The following is an 18040-nucleotide window of genomic DNA, read 5'->3' on the forward strand; positions in this document are numbered from 1 at the left end:
CGCGAGCAGAGCTCGCTCCCACCGGGTCCGCAGTGCTTATCTGAACAGTATTGGCTTTTGCTGCGAAGCCGCCACTAAAGCGCAGCGTCGCCCAGCCCCTCGTGCAATCGCGGTTGTGACGCGGCGGCGTTGATTCGTCAGCCCCAGCGTGCCAGCACCTCGGGCAATTGCGACAGGTTATGGATCTCTGCATCCGGGCGATGGGTGGCTTCCCAGACCTTGCCCTGCGGGTTGAACCAGATGGTTTTGAGCCCGGCGCGCTGGGCGCCGCCAATGTCATCTTCCGGGTGGTCACCGATATGCACGGCGTGGTCTGCCTCGCAGTTGGCGCGGCGCAGCGCCTCGCGAAACGGCGCGGGGTCGGGTTTGCCGATGCCCAGGTCCTCGGCGCACAGCACAAACCTGAAGTAGTCGGCCAGGCCCAGGCGCCGCACATCGGCGTTGCCGTTGGTGATCACGCCCAGTGCATAGGTCTTGGCAAGGATTTCCAGGGTCGGCTGGACCTCCGGGAACACCTGCACCTGATGGCGGCCATGGAGAAACGCTTCGAAACTGCGCTCGGCCAGGTCCAGTGCCTGGTCTTCGTCGTAACCGACGTCGCGCAGGGCATGAAACAGCACTTTGCGGCGCAGGGCGCTGATCCGGTGCTTGAGGCCGGGCTCGGCATTGATCAGCCGGGTGCGGATTTCCCACAGGTGCTCGACCGGTACTGGCCCAAGGCGGGGTGCGTGTTCAATCAGCCAGTCGCGCAGCAGGGTTTCGGCGCCGGCAATGGCCGGGGCGTTATCCCAGAGCGTGTCGTCCAGGTCGAAGGTGATCAGCTTAATCATGGGCATTGCCTTTGCGTTTGGCCCGTGGATGGGCGCTGTCGTACACGGTGGCCAGGTGCTGGAAGTCCAGATGAGTGTAGATTTGCGTGGTGCTGATATCGGCATGGCCGAGTAGCTCCTGCACCGCACGCAGGTCCTGGGAGGACTCCAGCACGTGGCTGGCGAAGGAGTGGCGCAGCATGTGCGGGTGCAAGTTCTGGCCCAGTTCGCGCTCGCCGGCGGCCTTGAGGCGCACCTGCACCGCGCGCTGGCCCAGGCGTTTGCCCTGTTGGCTGATGAATACCGCGTTGTCGCGCGGGTTGGCCAGGGCACGCAGCTTGAGCCACTCTTCCAGCGCCTGACGCGCCTTGCTGCCGATTGGCAGAACCCGGGTCTTGCTGCCTTTGCCCAGCACTTGTACCAGGCCATCGGCAAGGTCCAGCTGGTCGGTGTCCAGGCCGGTCAACTCCGAGAGGCGCAGGCCTGAGGAGTAGAACAACTCCATGATGGCCTGATCGCGACGGGCCAGAAAATCGTCTTCCACCGCGCCATCGAGCAGTTGCGCTGTACGGTCGGTGTCGAGGGTCTTGGGCAGTCGCCGTTCGCCTTTGGGGGGCGCCAGGCCGCCTGCCGGGTCGTGCTGGCACAGGCCTTCACGGTTCAGATACTGATACAGCCCGCGCACGGCTGACAGCAGGCGCGCCAGGCTGCGCGAAGACTGGCCCTGCTGATGCTGGCGGGCGATAAAACTGCGCAGCAACGCAATGTCCAGAGCGCTCCAGTCGCCGAGCGCCTGTTTCTGGCAGAAGGCCAGGACCTTGCCCAGGTCGCGGCGATAAGCCAGCAGGGTGTGCGGTGACACCTGACGCTCACTGCGCAAATGCTCGCAGTAGGCTTGCAGTTGCTGCTCCAATCTCAGCGCACCGAGCGCAAGGCATGAGTGAAGCGCGGCAGCAGACGGCTCAGCACTTCGCCGATATAGCCTAGAAACAGCGTGCCCACGGAACTCTTGTAGTGCTGCGGGTCACGGCTGCCGATGGCCAGCACGCCATGCAGGCCCTGATGATTGAGGGTCACCAGCGCGGTAGAGCCGACTTCTTTGGCGGGTTCGGCACCGAACAGAAATGCCAGCTCGTGATCGCGCAGTGCGCCGCACACAGCCTTGTCGCCCATCAGCCCGCCGATGGCCTTCTGCGCTTCGCTGCTGCTGATCCAGCGGCCGACCGGCATGCCGTTGTCGCCAAACAGGATCAGGCTGACAAAGGGCACCTGGAAGTCGTGGCGCAGGCTGTCTTCGACGGCCATGATCAGCTCTTCGAGGCTGCCGGCGTCCATCAGCGTCAGGTTCAGGCGTCGGGTCTTTTCAAATAGCCGGTCGTTGTCGCGGGCGACATCCATCAACTGTGACAGCCGGTGACGCATCTCGATGTTGCGTTCGCGCAGCAGCTTGAGCTGGCGTTCGACCAGCGACACGCTGTCGCCGCGCTGGTGCGGGATGCGCATGCTTACCAGCAGTTCGTCGTGCTCGGAGAAAAACTCCGGGTGCTGAAGCAGGTAGGCGATGACCGCCTCCGCTTCAGGATTGAGCCGCGCATCCGCAGTGGATGGCTGCTCGACTAGGGTTGAAGCTGGAGGCTGATCGGTCATCGCATTTGCTCACTCATAGACGAACCTGACCCTCGTAGACCCGTACCGCCGGCCCGGTCATCAACACCGGTTGGCCCGGCCCGGCCCATTCGATACTCAGGCGGCCACCGGGCAGGTCAATCATGACCGGTGAATCCATCCAGCCCTGACTGATGGCTGCGACGGCGGCTGCACAGGCACCGGTACCGCAGGCCTGGGTTTCCCCGGCGCCACGCTCCCAGACGCGCAACTGCGCGCGCTGGCGGTCTACGACATGCAGGAAACCAACATTGACCCTGGCCGGGAAGCGCGGGTGGTGTTCGATCTTCGGTCCCAGCTCATGCACCGGGGCCTTGTTGATGTCTTCAACGCGAAGTACCGCGTGCGGGTTGCCCATTGATATGGCCGCCAGTTGCACGGTCTGGCCGTCGACCTGCAGATCATAACTGCTGGCCTGTTGCGGCGCCTGGAACGGGATCTGCTCGGGAACCAGCCGTGGCGGGCCCATGTCGACGCTGATCTGGCCGTCATTGCGGACGTCCAGCTCGATGACCCCGCTCTTGGTCTCGACGCGGATCTTGCGTTTGGCGGTCAGGCGCTTGTCCAGCACGAAGCGCGCGAAGCAGCGCGCACCGTTGCCGCACTGCTCGACCTCGGAACCATCGGAGTTGAAGATCCGGTAACGAAAGTCCACGTCCGGGTTGCTCGGTGCCTCGACGATCAGCAGTTGATCGAAGCCGATGCCGGTATGCCGGTCACCCCATTGCTTGGCGTGCTTGGGCTGGATGTGCGCGTGCTGACTGACCAGGTCCAGAACCATGAAGTCATTGCCCAGCCCGTGCATTTTGGTAAAACGCAGCAGCATGGATTACTCCGGCAGCAGGCTTTCGCCGGCGAACAACTCGGTCAGGGTTTCGCGGCGGCGCACTTCATGGGCCTGATTGCCATCGACCAGCACCTCGGCGGCGCGGCCACGGGTGTTGTAGTTCGAGCTCATGACAAAACCATAGGCGCCCGCCGAGCGTACGGCCAGCAGGTCGCCTTCAGCCAGGGCCAGCTCGCGGTCTTTGGCGAGGAAGTCGCCGGTTTCGCAGATCGGGCCGACGATGTCGTAAGGGCGGGTCGCGCTGTCACGCGGCTGCACCGCCGAAACGTCCATCCAGGCCTGATACAGGGCCGGGCGGATCAAGTCGTTCATTGCCGCATCGACAATGGCAAAGTCCTTGTGCTCGGTGTGCTTGAGGTACTCGACACGGGTCAGCAAGGCGCCGGCGTTGGCGACAATGAAACGGCCCGGCTCGAATACCAGGCCCAGGTCGCGGCCTTCAAGGCGCTTGCGCACCGCCTGGATATAATCCTGAGCCAGAGGCGGCTCTTCATCGCGGTAACGCACGCCCAGGCCGCCGCCCAGGTCGATATGGCGCAAGTGGATACCGCAATCACCCAGCCGGTCGACCAGATCCAGCAGGCGGTCCAGCGCGTCGATGAACGGTTCCAGAGTGGTCAGCTGCGAGCCGATATGGCAGTCGACGCCGACCACTTCCAGGTTCGGCAACTGCGAGGCGCGGACGTAAACGTCTTCGGCCTGAACAATATCAATGCCGAACTTGTTCTCTTTCAGGCCAGTGGAAATGTAAGGGTGGGTGCCCGCGTCGACGTCCGGGTTGACCCGCAGCGATACCGGCGCGCGTACGCCCAGCTCGGCGGCCACCAGCTGGAGGCGCTCCAGCTCTTCAGTAGACTCGACGTTGAAGCAGTGCACGCCGACTTCCAGCGCCCGGCGCATGTCGTCGCGGCTCTTGCCCACGCCGGAGAAGACGATCTTGTCAGCCCGCCCGCCCGCCGCCAGAACGCGTTCGAGTTCACCGCGCGAAACGATGTCGAAGCCGGCGCCCAGGCGGGCCAGCACGTTGAGCACGCCCAGGTTGGAGTTGGCTTTGACTGCAAAGCAGACCAGGTGCGGCATGCCGTTCAGGGCGTCGGCATAGGCGTTGTACTGCGCCTCGATGTGCGCGCGCGAATAAACGTAGGTCGGTGTGCCGAAACGTTCGGCGATGGCAGACAGCGCCACGCCTTCCGCGAACAGCTCGCCGTCGCGGTAGTTGAAAGCGTCCATTGAGGTCCCTTAGTTGTGCTTGTGCGAGTGCGACTTGGCTTGTTCGTCGGCAGACTTGGTGTCGTCAGGCAGGTACAGCGGGCCTTTCTGGCCGCAGGCGGTGACAAGACAGGCAACCGCGACGAGCGCAGCAAGCGAAGAGATCAGGCGCTTCATGGCGAAATCCTTTGTATAAGCTTTGATTGGGCCCGAGTATACCGGCCACCTGACGGCTTGCCTATGCAGCGCGCCTCCCGTCTGGCGGGGTTGGCAGGCTGTTGAAAAACTGCCTGCGTTGCCATTGCGGCGTTAAAAACAGGCTCACAATGCTCATTTACAGCCCGTAAACTGCGCTTTCTCGTCTGTTTTTGCCTTGCACTGGCTGCCTCGCCAATGTTTTTCAACGGCCTGCCAGCGCGGCAATGACTGGCCGGGTCAGAAAAATGGCGGATTATCGACGCCTGACGAACAAGCAGGCGGCCAGGCTTTGCATTTGCCCGGCTGCGCCCGTATCGTGCGCGGCATGTGATGCCTGACCACTTTTGCGAGGTTCCCCCATGAGTTTGACCGAAGCGCGTTTTCACGATCTGGTCGATGCCACCCAGCAGGCCCTGGAGGACATCTTCGACGAGAGCGATCTGGACCTTGATCTGGAAAATTCGGCCGGCGTGCTGACCGTCAAGTTCGAAAATGGCTCGCAACTGATCTTCAGCCGTCAGGAACCCCTGCGTCAGCTGTGGCTGGCGGCGCGCTCAGGCGGTTATCACTTCGACTACGACCAGGAAGAAAATCGCTGGGTCTGTGATACCAGTGATGAACTGCTGAGCGAAATGCTGCCGCGCATCACTCTTGAGCAGGCGGGCGTCGAACTGGAATTCGACGAGATCTGATGATGACCACCGGCGCCGCTCCACGACCTCCCAAACCGCTGTACAGCAACGTCAGCCCGGCTGTTGCTTCGCCGTGCGTCAGCCTCTGCCGGCTGGATGAAGACAAGGTCTGCCTGGGCTGTTTCCGGCATGTGGAAGACATTCGCGAGTGGCGCTCGGCCGATGACGAGCGGCGCCGGCAGATCCGTCATGCCGCCGAGCAGCGCAGGCTGCAGGCTCAGGCCTGATCCATCGCCTCATTCAGCAGCTTTTCCAGCCGCGCCTTGTGGCGCAGGTAAAGGATGCTCTGGCCGTGGCCGTCATCGAGCAGCCCTGACAAGTCCAGGTCGGTGATGTAGCAGCGGTAGCGCTCCGGTTCCTGACGCTGGGCAAGGATCTGCCGGGCGACCACGGCGTACAGCTGGTCGCCATGCTCCAGTTCGGTGAACTCCCGGTTATTGCAGTACAGCGAGACGTTCATCTGCCCCGGTGAAGCCTCTTCGATAATCGCCTGCACGTCATAGAACGGCTTGTCCGCTGTGGTCGGCGCCTGACGCGGTTCGATGCTGCGGGCATGGCCGCTGCCTGAAGGCAGGATCTGGTAATACAGCACCTCAAGCGACACCGGCTCGTGCGGATTATCCAGGGGCAGCGAGGCGCCGCGCCGGTAAATGAGTGAGTGGAAGAAACGCTGCAAGGGCATTAACAGGCTTTGCTCGTCGTGCCATGGCAGGCGCTGATGCCAGAGTGCGTTGTGCTCGTCGAGCACATAAAGGTCGGCGTAACGGTCGATAACCCGATAGAACACCTGCAGGCATTCTGGCTGACCGTAGGGCATGATCAACGGCAGGTCTTGATCGTCCAGGGCATGCGGGTCCAGATACAGCGGGCTGTAGCAAGGCAGTTCTTCGCCCAGATAGGTGAACAGCCCCGCCACACTGTTGACCACCACCTGGGTTGTCTGGTCGGGCAGCAAGGCCAGAACGTGGTACTGCTGCTGGACCTGGAACAGGTAGCGGTGGTTCAGGCGACGGGCCTGCAACAAGCGGGCGGTATCGATGATTTCCTCGACTCGTTGGGCAATGGCCGGTGCGCGGTTATGGCAGAAGCAGCGCACCTGGATGCGCGGCTGCGTGCCGCCGTCGGGCAGGCTGCCGAGCAATTCGGTCAGGCAGTCGAGCAGCGCGTGCGGCCCCTCATAGCGGCTGACCAGCGTCTCGTTCCAGCTATTGAGGGTCACCTGGTCGAGGGTCAGCACCAGGTTTTCGCGCGTCCCGGCATAGCTCAGCGAGTCGGTACGCTCAGTGGTCATCAGGATATTCAGGTCGCGGTGATGGCGCAGTGGGTCGACCCCGACATTGACCAGCAAGAGAATTTGCGCAGGCTCGCTGGGTTGCAACAGTTGCTCGTCGCTGACGCTCGGCAACGGTAGCGGGATGCTCTGCTGCAAGGCGCCGATCAGGTTGAACAGCTCAATCTCGCTCAGATCGCTGCTGCCGGGATGCAGTGCCAGGCGCGTTGTGCTGTCGATGACGCCGTTACGATGACACCAGGTCAGCAGCTCGATCAGCTCGCGGCTGCGTTTGATCGGCGCATGGTTTTCATACTCCTGCACGCCGAGATTGCCGTTGTACAGGCTCCACTGGTGTTTGCCCGGCTCACGCGGGTTGGGCAGGTGGATCAGGGTCAGGGTGTCCTCGGCCAGATCCGGAGCGATACCGGGGTTGATGAACTCGATCTTGCCCGCTTTACGCTCGAAAGCGGCATACAGGCGACGGCCCAGCACGCTCATGTCCCTGGTATTGATCGAGTTGGCGACCTGCCGGGTGCGGGCAAACTGGGTCAGGAAGCGGTAGCTGTAATTGAGTTCGTTGACCAGCGCGCGACGTTCGTGACTGACTTGCCGGACTTTCCAGTGGTTACGGTTGTCGAGCAGGGTCAGTTGCTGTTCACTCCAACCCCATTGACGGGTCAGATGTTCCAGCAACTGGCGTTGCCAGCCGCTGCTGCGCTGCCGGCCGGTCAGCTTTTTATTGACCTTCAAGTACAGGCTATGCCGCACCAGTTCCAGACGTTCGGGCTCGTTGCGGGCCAGCAGGTGCTCTTCGATGCGTCGGTACGCCACGATGTAGGGGTCGAGTTCGTCCGGGTCGAGGCGGTGGGCGAACACCTCTTGTTTGTAACGCAGGCTCAGGCACTGAACATGCGGGTACTCGCTGGCATAGACCTCGATCAGCAAGAGCTTGAGCACCGACTTGTAAGGTGACTCGATGCCCTTGTACAACTGCCAGAGCCCGGCGCCGACGAACTCACCCGCCGGAATGTGGGCCATATTGCCCAGGTCGAGCACTTCATCGGCGCGGATGAAGCGCTTGGACAGCAGGGTGTGCGAATACTGCTCGTAACGGGCTTCTTCGTAGGCTGGCACCAGCCACCACAGTGGAATGCGCCCGGCAAGCCAGATGGCGGTGCGGTAGAACTCATCGAGCAACAGGTAGTGCTGGGTGGTGCCGCAATCGTCTGAACTCAGTTGCGTCTCGCGTTCGCCCTCGCGAAAGCGTTGTGGGTCGACCAGAAAGAAGTGCGCTTCGGCGCCTTGGGTGGCGGCCCAGGCTTCCAGTGCCTGGCATTTCTTGCGCAGCTCGGCAATGGCTTCGGGTGTCAGTTCGCTGTCGTGGCAGACCCAGACGTCCATATCGCTTTGCTCGGCCTGTGCCAGCGTCCCCAGGCTGCCCATCAGGAACAGTCCGTGGATTGGCTGCACCGCATGACCATGGCGTGGCTTGTGCGAGAAAGACCGGGTCAGCCGTTGTGCTTCGGCCAGGACCGGGGCCGCCGGCTCGTAATTCGACACACCGGCTGGCGTATTGCCGGATACATAACCGGGCAATAGCGGGTGATTGACGTGAAACAGCAGCGGCAGCAGGGTCAGGACGCTTTGCTGGCGTGAGGAAAGTCCTTCCATGGCGCGTGCCAGACGGCGCTCGTTGAGGCTCAGGAAGCGGTCTTTGAGTTGGCTGAGGACTTTGCGGTCAATGCCCTGATCAAGGTCGGGGCGAATTTCAAATGGGTGCGTCATCGCCACTCAAACCCGGTTCAGGTTTTGTTGTAAGTATTGATGCCGTTACCCCGAACGGGCTGATGCGCTGGGCTTGAACGGCGTAATTGAAAAATGACGCCAATTTTATAGCGCTTCGGGAGGTTCAGGTGAAGAGCCCGGCAAGCTTTTTTATCGCCAGGCTCTGATGGCTGCCGCGAATCAGGCTGCCTTGCGGGAAACGTCGAGAATGGTCAGCAGGGCCTGGGCGTGGCGTGCAGCTTCCAGTCCCAGGCTGGTCAGATAGCCACCGTCGACCTGGGTGGTCAGGCCTTTTTCATTGAGTCGCTGCGCAGCGGCAATCGCACTGGGGGCTGCCACGTGATGGATCTTGAGGCCTTCAAGGGTGTTGTCCAGGTTGAACAGGGCAAGGATTTCCAGTTCAGCAACCAGCTCAGGGGTATAAGACATAGGCGCTCCAGACTTTTTATAGTGGGTATCTTCAAGCGTAGCCCCTCGAACAGACCGTGGCAGGGGGCCTTGGCAGTGTAGTCCCGGTTCTGGAGCTTTGCCTATCAGTCTTGTGGCGGGAGCTCCGGCAAGGCGCGCAAGGAGGTCTCGTACCACTGGCTGTCGAAGGGTCGGTCGGCTTCAAGCATGGCGTCGATCTCGACGGCCAGTACATGGGCCATCATTTCGAGAATGTCGTCACGTTCATAACCCACCAGGGTCAGCTTGTTGTACACCGCCTTGGCGGCCGGCGGATTGTCGGACTCAAGCTGGTTTTCGATGGCCTGGATCAGGGTCGAAGCGGCGAACTGCTCTTCGTCATCGGCATCGATGTCGTGTTCGGGGGTGTTGCTCATGGAGGTTCTCCTGTGAAGCATCGCGGCTGAAGGCGCTCGTGGGAGCAAGCTTCGCTCCCACGGCGACCGGGTGGCGATAGCTCAGCGTGCAGCCAGCAGCGCCTGGCCGCGGGCTACGGCGGCGCGAACCTGGGCCGGTGCGGTCCCGCCGATATGGTTACGGGCGTTGACCGAACCTTCCAGGGTCAGTACCGCGAACACGTCCTGCTCGATCTGGTCACTGAACTGGCGCAGTTCGTCCAGGCTCATTTCAGCCAGATCCTTGCCGGTTTCGACGCCGTACTTCACGGCATGCCCGACGATTTCGTGGCAGTCGCGAAACGGCAGGCCGCGGCGCACCAGATAGTCGGCCAGGTCGGTGGCAGTGGAGAACCCGCGCAACGCGGCTTCGCGCATGATGGCGTGACGCGGCTTGATCGCCGGGATCATGTCGGCAAACGCCCGCAGCGAGTCGCGCAGGGTGTCGGCGGCGTCGAACAGCGGTTCCTTGTCTTCCTGGTTGTCCTTGTTGTAGGCCAGTGGCTGGCCTTTCATCAACGTCAGCAGGCCGGTCAGGGCGCCGAACACGCGGCCGCTCTTGCCGCGCACCAGCTCAGGTACGTCAGGGTTTTTCTTCTGCGGCATGATCGAGCTGCCGGTGCAGAAACGATCCGGCAGGTCAATGAACTGGAACTGGGCGCTGGTCCACAGCACCAACTCTTCCGAGAAGCGCGACAGGTGCATCATCGCCAGCGATGCGGCGGCGCAGAATTCGATAGCGAAATCGCGGTCCGACACGCCGTCCAGCGAGTTGCCGCTGACCGCTTCGAAACCCAGCAACTGGCAGGTCAGCTCACGGTCGATCGGGTAGGTGGTGCCCGCCAGCGCAGCGCTGCCCAGCGGCATGCGATTGGTGCGCTTGCGGCAGTCGACCAGGCGCTCATGGTCGCGGCTGAGCATCTCGAACCAGGCCAGCAGATGGTGGCCAAAGGTCACTGGCTGAGCGGTCTGCAGGTGCGTGAAGCCGGGCATGATGGTGTCGGCTTCGCGCTCGGCCTGCTCCAGCAAACCTTGTTGCAGGCGGGTGATTTCGCCGAGGATCAGGTCGATTTCATCGCGCAGCCACAGGCGGATGTCGGTGGCCACCTGGTCGTTACGGCTCCGCCCGGTGTGCAGCTTTTTACCGGTGATGCCGATGCGGTCGGTCAGGCGGGCTTCGATGTTCATGTGCACGTCTTCCAGGTCGACGCGCCATTCGAACTGGCCAGCCTCGATTTCACCCTGGATGGTCGTCAGGCCGTCGATGATGGTGTCGCGTTCGGCATCGCTCAACACGCCGACCTTGGCCAGCATGGTGGCATGGGCGACAGAACCCATGATGTCATGACGATACAGGCGCTGGTCAAAGTTGACGGAGGCGGTGAATCGCGCGACGAACGCGTCGACGGGCTCACTGAAACGGCCGCCCCAGGACTGGTTGGTCTTGTCGGTGCTCATGATTTCGCTCGTTGCTCTGCTTTTGGTTACGAAGTGCGTCGATCATAGCAGGATGGTGTGTTTTTATCCTTGCAGCGCTTGCTGCCGTCATGTGCCGGGCAGAGACTGGACGCCATGCGTGAGGGCCCTATGAAAACCGAAAACGATCAATCCGCGGCGCAACAGGACTTCTTTTTACCCGAACTGTGCCTGCCCCAGACGCTGCTGGTACTGATACTGCTGGCCGAGCTGCTGGTGCTGGCACTGATACTGGTCGAGCCGATCCCTGACGGCTTTCCATGGGTGCGGCTGGCCCTGATGTCGTTGTTCGTGCAGTGGATCGTGCTGCTCTCGGCGGCGCTGCTGTGCGGCCTGCGTCCCTGGCTGGCACGCTTGCCAAGCGGTCTGGCCGGGCTGTCGGGGTGCCTGATGGTGGTGGGGTTGACGCTGCTGTGTACCGTGATCACCGATGTCTGTCAGTTGTCGGGGCGGATCAGCCTGGAGGGCATGGTCGAGCGCTATATTCGTTATTCGGTGATTGCCTTGATCATGTCGGCGCTGATGTTGCGCTATTTTTATCTACAGAGTCAGTGGCGCAAGCAGCAACAGGCCGAGTCTCTGGCCAGGATCGAGGCGCTCCAGGCGCGTATCCGGCCGCACTTTCTGTTCAATACGCTCAACAGTATCGCCAGCCTGGTGGTGAGCAACCCGGTCAAGGCTGAGCAGGCGGTGCTGGATCTGTCTGACCTGTTTCGTGCCAGCCTGGCCCGGCCGGGCACGCTGGTGACCTGGGGTGAGGAACTGGAACTGGCGAGAAGATATTTGTCGATCGAACAATATCGTCTTGGCGAGCGTCTACAGTTGGATTGGGCGGTAAGTGCAATCGCGGATGACTTGCCGATTCCCCAGCTAACCTTGCAACCGTTGCTGGAAAACGCTTTGACCTATGGCATTGCTCCTCGTGTTGATGGAGGGGTGGTCAGGGTCGAGGCAGATTACGAAGGGGGAGAGTTCATATTGTGTGTCAGCAATCCTTATGACGAAGTTGCCCCGCGGCAGACGTCCAACGGCACCCAGCAGGCTTTGTTGAACATAGGTGCGCGAATTACGGCACTTTTTGGTCCTCATGCCAGTCTGAGCGTGGAGCGCCGTGACGGTCGTCACTACACCTGTCTACGCTATCCTTGTGCGAGACTCACGCAGGAAGCCAAAGCAATATGAATGTCCTGATCGTTGATGACGAACCCCTGGCCCGCGAACGATTGAGCCGCCTGGTCGGTGAAATCGAAGGCTACCGGGTTCTTGAACCCAGCGCTGCCAATGGCGAAGAAGCCCTGGCGCTGATTGAAAGCCACAAGCCCGATATCGTGCTGCTCGACATCCTTATGCCAGGCCTAGATGGCCTGCAGGTCGCTGCCAGACTGTGCGAGCGGGAAACCCCGCCCGCCGTTGTATTCTGCACCGCACACGGTGAATTTGCCCTGGATGCGTTTCAGGTCAGCGCGGTCGGCTACCTGGTCAAGCCGGTGCGCCCCGAGCACCTGGCCGAAGCGCTGAAAAAAGCCGAACGACCCAATCGCGTGCAACTGGCCGCGATGACCCGCCCTGCCGCCGAGAGTGGCAACGGTCCGCGCACGCATATCAGTGCCCGGACCCGCAAGGGAATCGAGCTGATTCCCCTGGAGCAGGTGATCTATTTCATCGCCGACCACAAGTACGTCACCCTGCGCCATGAGGGGGGAGAGGTCTTGCTCGATGAGCCGCTCAAGGCGCTTGAGGACGAGTTCGGCGACCGATTCGTGCGCATCCACCGCAATGCTCTGGTGGCCCGTGAGCGAATCGAGCGCCTGCAGCGAACGCCCCTTGGGCATTTTCAGTTGTACCTCAAGGGTCTCAACGGCGATGCCCTGGTGGTCAGTCGTCGGCATGTGGCCGGCGTGCGCAAGATGATGCAGCAGCTTTGACGTTCTTCAGGACGGACGATTCGCGGCTCGTCCGTACCTGTCTGGCGTAAATGGACATTTCGACGCTGTTTTCGACAAAGCAGACTGTGCGCAGGACGACTATCGTCACTGGCCTCGCCAAAACGCGGCCCCGGACGGGTATGGGCAGTGTTTTCGTTGATTCGTGTCAGTGACCTGCCGGGAGTTCACCGGCAGCACTCCAAGCGCACGCGGCCGAACTGTTATCATCGGCGGTCTTTACCCTGTACGGATTGATCCATGTCCATTCGCGAGATCCGCATCGCTACCCGCAAAAGCGCACTGGCCCTGTGGCAGGCCGAGTATGTCAAAGCCCGCCTGGAACAGGCCCATCCGGGGCTGATCGTGACCTTGGTGCCGATGGTCAGCCGTGGCGACAAACTGCTCGACTCACCGCTGTCGAAAATCGGTGGCAAAGGCCTGTTCGTCAAAGAGCTGGAAACGGCGCTGCTGGAAAATCAGGCCGATATCGCTGTGCACTCAATGAAAGACGTGCCCATGGACTTCCCCGAGGGGTTGGGCCTGTTTTGCATCTGTGAGCGTGAAGACCCGCGTGATGCGTTCGTTTCCAACCATTTTGTCAGTCTTGATGCGCTGCCGCCGGGCAGTGTGGTGGGCACTTCAAGCCTGCGCCGTCAGGCCCAGTTGCTGGCCTTGCGTCCTGACCTGAAGATTCAGTTCTTGCGCGGCAACGTCAATACGCGCCTGGCCAAGCTTGATGCGGGTGAGTACGACGCGATTATCCTCGCCGCTGCCGGTTTGATACGGCTGGGCTTCGAGGCGCGTATCACCGCCAACCTGAGTATCGAAAACAGCCTGCCTGCCGGCGGCCAGGGCGCGGTGGGCATTGAATGCCGCAGCGCCGATGCGCAAATCCATGCGTTGCTGGCGCCGCTGCACCACGCCGACACGGCGGCTCGGGTGAGTGCTGAGCGTGCGCTCAATCGTCACCTCAACGGCGGCTGCCAGGTGCCGATCGCCTGTTATGCGGTGCTTGAAGGCGAACAGTTGTGGTTGCGCGGCCTGGTCGGCGAGCCGGCTGGCGGTGTGCTGCTGCGCGCTGAGGCACGTGCCTCCCGGGACGCGGCCCAGGCGTTGGGTGTGCAGGTGGCCGAGGACCTGCTGGCGCAGGGCGCAGAGCGCATTCTGCACGCCATTTATGGTCAGGCCGCAGAGTGATGAGCGCCTGGCGCCTGTTGCTGACCCGGCCTGCCGAAGAATCGGCGCAGGTGGCGCATGAGCTGGCCGCAGCAGGGATCTTTTCCAGCAGCCTGCCGCTGCTGGAGACCGAGCCGCTTGTGCTCGATGACGCGCAGCGCGCAAAGATCTTCGAATTGATGCACTACCAGGCGGTGATCGTGGTCAGCAAGCCGGCAGCGCGTCTGGTCGTCGAACTGCTGGATGAAATCTGGCCGCAGCCGCCCATCCAGCCGTGGTTTTGCGTAGGCCGCGGCACCGGGCAGATCTTGCTTGATTACGGTCTGCTGGATGTGACCTGGCCAGTGCAGGGTGACGACAGCGAAGCCTTGCTCGATTTGCCGCAATTGCATCAGGCCATCGCCATACCGGGAAGTCGTGTGTTAATCATGCGCGGTGAAGACGGACGCGAGTGGATGGCCGAGCGGTTGCGCGAGTCGGGTGTGCGGGTCGACTACCTGCCATTGTACCGCCGCTTCAGGCCCGATTACCCCGTCGCTGCGTTGCCACAGCGCGTGGCGGGGGAACGCTTGAACGGGCTGGTGGTCAGCAGTGGGCAGGGTCTTGAGCATTTGCTGCAGATGGCGGGAGACTGCTGGCCTGAATTGGCGGGTCTGCCGTTATTCGTACCGAGCCCCCGGGTCGCGGAGCTGGCACGTGATGCCGGTGCCCGTATTGTCGTCGATTGCCGTGGTGCCAGTACTGCGGCCTTGTTACAAGCCGTACAGGCAACCCCTGAACCCGCGGTGGCGGCGCCCTGATCGATCAAGCGTTGTGGAAAACGACGCCTAACTGCAAAGGATGGACACGTGAGCGAAACAGCCTTGCCCAAAGACGAAGAAGCGTTGTCGAAGACTTCGCCAGCAACTCCCGCCCCCAAGCGCAGCGGTAACCGAGGCAGTGGTCTGGCGGTTCTGGCCCTGTTGCTGGGGATTGCCGGTGTCGGTGTAGCCGGTTGGGGAGTATGGCAATTACGCATGCTCCAGGCGGGCCATCTGCAGCAGCGCAGTCAGGTGCAGGATATCGCCGAGCAGACCCTGGCTCTGGCGCGTACTGACCAGCAACTGAACGCGCGTCTGGCGCAGTTTCCGCCGGCCGCCCAGCTTGAAGACAACCGCCGCTTGGTGGCGCAGTTGCAGGGTGACCAGCAACGCCTGAGCCAGCGCCTGGAAACCGTACTCGGTGCCAGCCGCAAAGACTGGCGTCTGGCTGAGGCCGAGCATCTGCTGCGTCTGGCCAGCCTGCGTCTGTCGGCGTTGCAGGACATCAACAGTGCCCGCGCGCTGGTCCAGGGTGCCGACGAAATCCTGCGTGAGCAGGATGATCCGGGGGCTTTCGCTGCCCGCGAGCAACTGGCGCGGAGCATGACGGCGCTGCGCAGTGTCGAGCAACCTGACCGTACCGGCCTGTTCCTGCAACTGTCGGCGCTGCGTGAGCAGGCCTTGCAGCTCAACGCGCTGGCGCCGGAGTACCAGGACAAGGGCGAGTCGCTGTTCGGCCTGACCTCCAGCCAGAGCGAAGACAGCTACTGGAGCCGCTGGTGGAAGCAGATTTCCCACTACATCCGCATCGACTTCAATGCCGACAAGGACATTCGCCCGCTGCTCGCCGGGCAGAGCCTGGCGCAGGTGCGTCTGGCCCTGACCCTGGCGTTGGAGCAGGCGCAGTGGGCTGCGCTCAATGGCGAGCCGCAGGTCTACGCCAAGTCGATTGGCGAGGCGCGCAGCGTGCTGGATACCAACTTCAACAAAGACAATCCGCAGAGCAAGGTCATCGCCGAGCGTCTGGCGGCCCTGGCCGGCCAGCAGGTGTCGGTGCTGACCCCGGACCTGGCGCAAAGCCTCAGCGCGGTACAGGCTTACCTGGAGCGTCGCCAGATGTCGCCACAGCCGGCTGAAACGCAGCGGGGGACCAGCCCATGAAGCGCTTTTACATCCTGCTCTTTATTGCCATTGCTGTCGCGGCCCTGATCGGGGTCGCCATGGCCGAGCACGCTGGCTATGTACTGATTTCCTATCAGAACTTCCGTTACGAATCGAGCCTCTGGGCGGCCCTGGGTCTGTTGCTGGCGCTCTGGCTGGTGCTGCTGGTTGCGCGTTTGTTGATCGGGTTGGTCAGCGCCTCCAGCGGCCTGGTCAATCCCTGGTCGCGACACAACCGCAGCCGCCGGGTGCAGATCGCGGTCGAACAGGGCCAGATGGACCTGGCTGAAGGCCGCTGGGCCAGCGCCCAGCGTCATCTGCATCGCGCCGCAGAGGCTGATCCGCAGCCGCTGCTCTATTACCTCGGGGCTGCCCGCGCCGCCAATGAGCAAGGCCGTTACGAGGACTGCGACAGTCTGCTCGAGCGTGCCTTGCAGCGTCAGCCGCAAGCCGAACTGGCAGTGGCCCTGAGTCATGCCCAGTTGCAGCAGGACCGTGGCGATACCGATGGTGCGCTGGTGACCCTGCAGGCGATGCAGGAGCGTCACCGGCATAACCCGCAGGTGCTGCGTCAGTTGCAACGTCTGTACCTGCTGCGCGGCGACTGGTCCGAACTGGTGCGTCTGATGCCTGAGTTGCGCAAAGACAAAGTGCTGCCGGCGGCCGAGCTGGCCGAGCTGGAGCGCCGTGCCTGGGGCGAAAACCTCAGCCTGGCAGCCTGGCGTGAAACCGACAACGCCAGCGCCAGTGGCCTGGCGTCGCTGGACCAGGCCTGGAAGGCGCTCAGTTCTGCGCAGCGTCAGGAACCGGCCCTGGTGTTGGCCTACGCCGAGCAGTTGCGACGTCTGAATGCCGAGGCTCAGGCCGAAGATGTATTGCGCACCGCGCTCAAGCGCGACTACAACAGCCATCTGGCCCGTCTGTATGGTCTGGTGCGTGGCGCCGACAACGGCAAGCAGTTGCAGGCAGCCGAAGGCTGGCTGAAACAGCACCCCGAAGATCCCAGCCTGCTGCTGACCCTGGGGCGCATTTGCCTGCAAGGGCGCCTATGGGGCAAGGCGCGGGATTATCTGGAAAGCAGCCTGCGCTTTGAGCCCAATCCGGAGACCTGCGCTGAACTGGCGCGGCTGTTGGCTCAGTTGGGTGAAACCGAGCGCAGCAACCAGTTGTTTCAGCAAGGTCTGGGCATGCTCGATGAGCGCCTGCTGGCCCGGCCGTTGCCCGCATTGAGTCGCGCCTGAAAATGCGTCATGCAGGGGCCGATGGCGGGCTCCTGCGGCGATTGACCGCATTTTTCAGTGGTGTTGCGTGGTTGACAGAAATGCGTCCAGGAATATTCCTACGCTATAAGGTAAAAATCCTGCATTTGTGTGTGTATTTTTCCTTTTGTTTTCAGCGAAACATCGGAAGGTTAGCGCCTTGAAAGCGTAAGGCGCTTTCCTCTACCGTAGCGGCCTTCGTTTTCTGTTACGGATTTGCCATGCATCTGGCCCGCACACGCGTTCTCTTTCTCATGGCGTTCATTGCATGCGCATTGTCCCTGGGGGCGGCGCTCTGGCTGCAGCATGGCTTTAACCTCGAGCCATGCCTGCTCTGCCGCTGGCAACGGGTCTTGCTGGCGCTTGCCGGTCTGATCTGCCTGGCAGCCGCTTTACACGGCCCTTCGGTGCGCGGCTGGCGCCGTTATGCGGGGTGCCTTCTGCTTGCGGCTGTTGCGGGGGCTGGTGTGGCCGGGGCTCAGGTCTGGTTGCAGACCTCATCGCCCGAACAATTTCTGGCGGTCACCAATGCGCTGGAGCGTAGCTTCGATAATCTGGCGCTGGATGCCTGGGGTGACCTGCTGCAAGGCGAAGCACGATTGTGCGCCGAGATCAACTGGTCGCTGTTCGGCATCAGCCTGCCGGAGTGGAGTCTTTTGTGTTTTGCAGGGCTGATGCTATTGGCACTGTATCCCTTGTCAGGCCAGATAGGCCGCAGGATCCGGGGCATTGGTCAGGATCAGGATCAAACACTTGTATGAACTTTCTCGTTTTCTTGACTTGATGGGCTTATCCTGCGGGCATAATCTGGCTCGCAAGCGTCGAGAAACTCGGCTCTCATGACGCCGTCAGGCTCGGTTCACCTGGCCTGTTTCGTGCCTTGAGGCCGCTACAGGACCGCATGCCCTTAAGGGAAGAGAGAA

General features: G+C 62.1%; 19 protein-coding genes. 9 read left to right on the plus strand and 10 right to left on the minus strand.

All coding sequences use genetic code 11. The features are described 5' to 3' along the window. Window positions 1-137: 137 nt before the first annotated feature. Genes NJC38_RS10245 through NJC38_RS10270 form a run of 6 tightly spaced genes read right to left on the minus strand, consistent with a single transcriptional unit; the run spans window position 138 to window position 4707 of the window. On the minus strand, window positions 138-830 hold the full coding sequence (locus tag NJC38_RS10245; protein WP_253114111.1) for an HAD family hydrolase: 693 nt from the start codon (window positions 828-830) through the stop codon (window positions 138-140). Beyond that, the gene (gene xerC / locus NJC38_RS10250; protein ID WP_253114113.1) at window positions 823-1722 is read right to left on the minus strand and encodes a tyrosine recombinase XerC; all 900 of its coding nucleotides are present in this window, start codon (window positions 1720-1722) and stop codon (window positions 823-825) included. The genes NJC38_RS10245 and xerC overlap by 8 nt, the downstream gene beginning before the upstream one ends. A gap of 2 nt (window positions 1723-1724) precedes the next feature. Further along, on the minus strand, window positions 1725-2456 hold the full coding sequence (locus NJC38_RS10255) for a DUF484 family protein (RefSeq protein WP_045484875.1): 732 nt from the start codon (window positions 2454-2456) through the stop codon (window positions 1725-1727). 13 nt (window positions 2457-2469) lie between these two features. Next, the gene (gene dapF / locus NJC38_RS10260) at window positions 2470-3300 is read right to left on the minus strand and encodes a diaminopimelate epimerase (RefSeq protein ID WP_253114125.1); all 831 of its coding nucleotides are present in this window, start codon (window positions 3298-3300) and stop codon (window positions 2470-2472) included. 3 nt (window positions 3301-3303) lie between these two features. Then, a complete protein-coding gene (gene lysA, locus NJC38_RS10265) occupies window positions 3304-4551 on the minus strand; it encodes a diaminopimelate decarboxylase (RefSeq protein WP_045484873.1) in 1248 nt (415 codons plus the stop codon). Between the two features lie 9 nt (window positions 4552-4560). Next, window positions 4561-4707 carry a lipoprotein gene (locus NJC38_RS10270; RefSeq protein WP_045484871.1) on the minus strand — a complete coding sequence of 49 codons (147 nt, stop codon included), beginning with the start codon at window positions 4705-4707 and terminating at the stop codon, window positions 4561-4563. Window positions 4708-5087: 380 nt separating this feature from the next. Here NJC38_RS10270 and cyaY point away from each other — a divergent pair, with 380 nt between their 5' ends. Then, entirely contained in the window at window positions 5088-5420 is a 333-nt protein-coding gene (gene cyaY / locus NJC38_RS10275; protein ID WP_045484869.1) for an iron donor protein CyaY, read from the plus strand. Between the two features lie 2 nt (window positions 5421-5422). Beyond that, a complete protein-coding gene (locus tag NJC38_RS10280; RefSeq protein WP_045493993.1) occupies window positions 5423-5647 on the plus strand; it encodes a DUF1289 domain-containing protein in 225 nt (74 codons plus the stop codon). On the opposite strand, the gene NJC38_RS10285 is transcribed toward NJC38_RS10280, so the two are convergent. From NJC38_RS10285 to argH, 4 genes are all read right to left on the minus strand, one after another. Next, window positions 5638-8478 carry a class I adenylate cyclase gene (locus NJC38_RS10285; protein ID WP_253114130.1) on the minus strand — a complete coding sequence of 947 codons (2841 nt, stop codon included), beginning with the start codon at window positions 8476-8478 and terminating at the stop codon, window positions 5638-5640. The genes NJC38_RS10280 and NJC38_RS10285 overlap by 10 nt on opposite strands. A 180-nt stretch (window positions 8479-8658) precedes the next feature. After that, window positions 8659-8907 (minus strand): TIGR02647 family protein, encoded by a 249-nt coding sequence (locus NJC38_RS10290; RefSeq protein WP_253114132.1) that lies wholly within the window; start codon window positions 8905-8907, stop codon window positions 8659-8661. A gap of 104 nt (window positions 8908-9011) precedes the next feature. Further along, window positions 9012-9302: a hypothetical protein gene (locus NJC38_RS10295; protein ID WP_253114134.1), complete on the minus strand. Its 291-nt coding sequence runs from the start codon at window positions 9300-9302 to the stop codon at window positions 9012-9014. Between the two features lie 81 nt (window positions 9303-9383). Beyond that, window positions 9384-10778 (minus strand): argininosuccinate lyase, encoded by a 1395-nt coding sequence (gene argH, locus NJC38_RS10300; protein ID WP_045484861.1) that lies wholly within the window; start codon window positions 10776-10778, stop codon window positions 9384-9386. A gap of 129 nt (window positions 10779-10907) precedes the next feature. Here argH and NJC38_RS10305 point away from each other — a divergent pair, with 129 nt between their 5' ends. From NJC38_RS10305 to NJC38_RS10335, 7 genes are all read left to right on the plus strand, one after another. Next, window positions 10908-11978: a sensor histidine kinase gene (locus NJC38_RS10305; RefSeq protein ID WP_144403212.1), complete on the plus strand. Its 1071-nt coding sequence runs from the start codon at window positions 10908-10910 to the stop codon at window positions 11976-11978. Further along, window positions 11975-12721 carry a LytTR family DNA-binding domain-containing protein gene (locus NJC38_RS10310; protein WP_045484858.1) on the plus strand — a complete coding sequence of 249 codons (747 nt, stop codon included), beginning with the start codon at window positions 11975-11977 and terminating at the stop codon, window positions 12719-12721. Before NJC38_RS10305 ends, NJC38_RS10310 begins: the two co-directional genes overlap by 4 nt. Before the next feature lie 258 nt (window positions 12722-12979). Beyond that, window positions 12980-13918 (plus strand): hydroxymethylbilane synthase, encoded by a 939-nt coding sequence (gene hemC / locus NJC38_RS10315; protein ID WP_045484855.1) that lies wholly within the window; start codon window positions 12980-12982, stop codon window positions 13916-13918. Further along, on the plus strand, window positions 13918-14697 hold the full coding sequence (locus NJC38_RS10320) for a uroporphyrinogen-III synthase (protein WP_045484852.1): 780 nt from the start codon (window positions 13918-13920) through the stop codon (window positions 14695-14697). Before hemC ends, NJC38_RS10320 begins: the two co-directional genes overlap by 1 nt. A 48-nt stretch (window positions 14698-14745) precedes the next feature. After that, window positions 14746-15858 carry a uroporphyrinogen-III C-methyltransferase gene (locus NJC38_RS10325; protein WP_253114138.1) on the plus strand — a complete coding sequence of 371 codons (1113 nt, stop codon included), beginning with the start codon at window positions 14746-14748 and terminating at the stop codon, window positions 15856-15858. Then, window positions 15855-17099, plus strand: a complete 1245-nt coding sequence (locus NJC38_RS10330) for a heme biosynthesis protein HemY (RefSeq protein ID WP_253114141.1) — start codon at window positions 15855-15857, stop codon at window positions 17097-17099. The genes NJC38_RS10325 and NJC38_RS10330 overlap by 4 nt, the downstream gene beginning before the upstream one ends. A 239-nt stretch (window positions 17100-17338) precedes the next feature. Beyond that, complete coding sequence (locus NJC38_RS10335) at window positions 17339-17878, plus strand: disulfide bond formation protein B (RefSeq protein ID WP_253114143.1); 540 nt, start codon at window positions 17339-17341, stop codon at window positions 17876-17878. The last annotated feature ends 162 nt before the right edge of the window (window positions 17879-18040 follow it).

Origin of the sequence: Pseudomonas sp. 21LCFQ010 (assembly GCF_024129905.1) — a bacterium.
In the GTDB taxonomy this organism is placed as follows: domain Bacteria; phylum Pseudomonadota; class Gammaproteobacteria; order Pseudomonadales; family Pseudomonadaceae; genus Aquipseudomonas.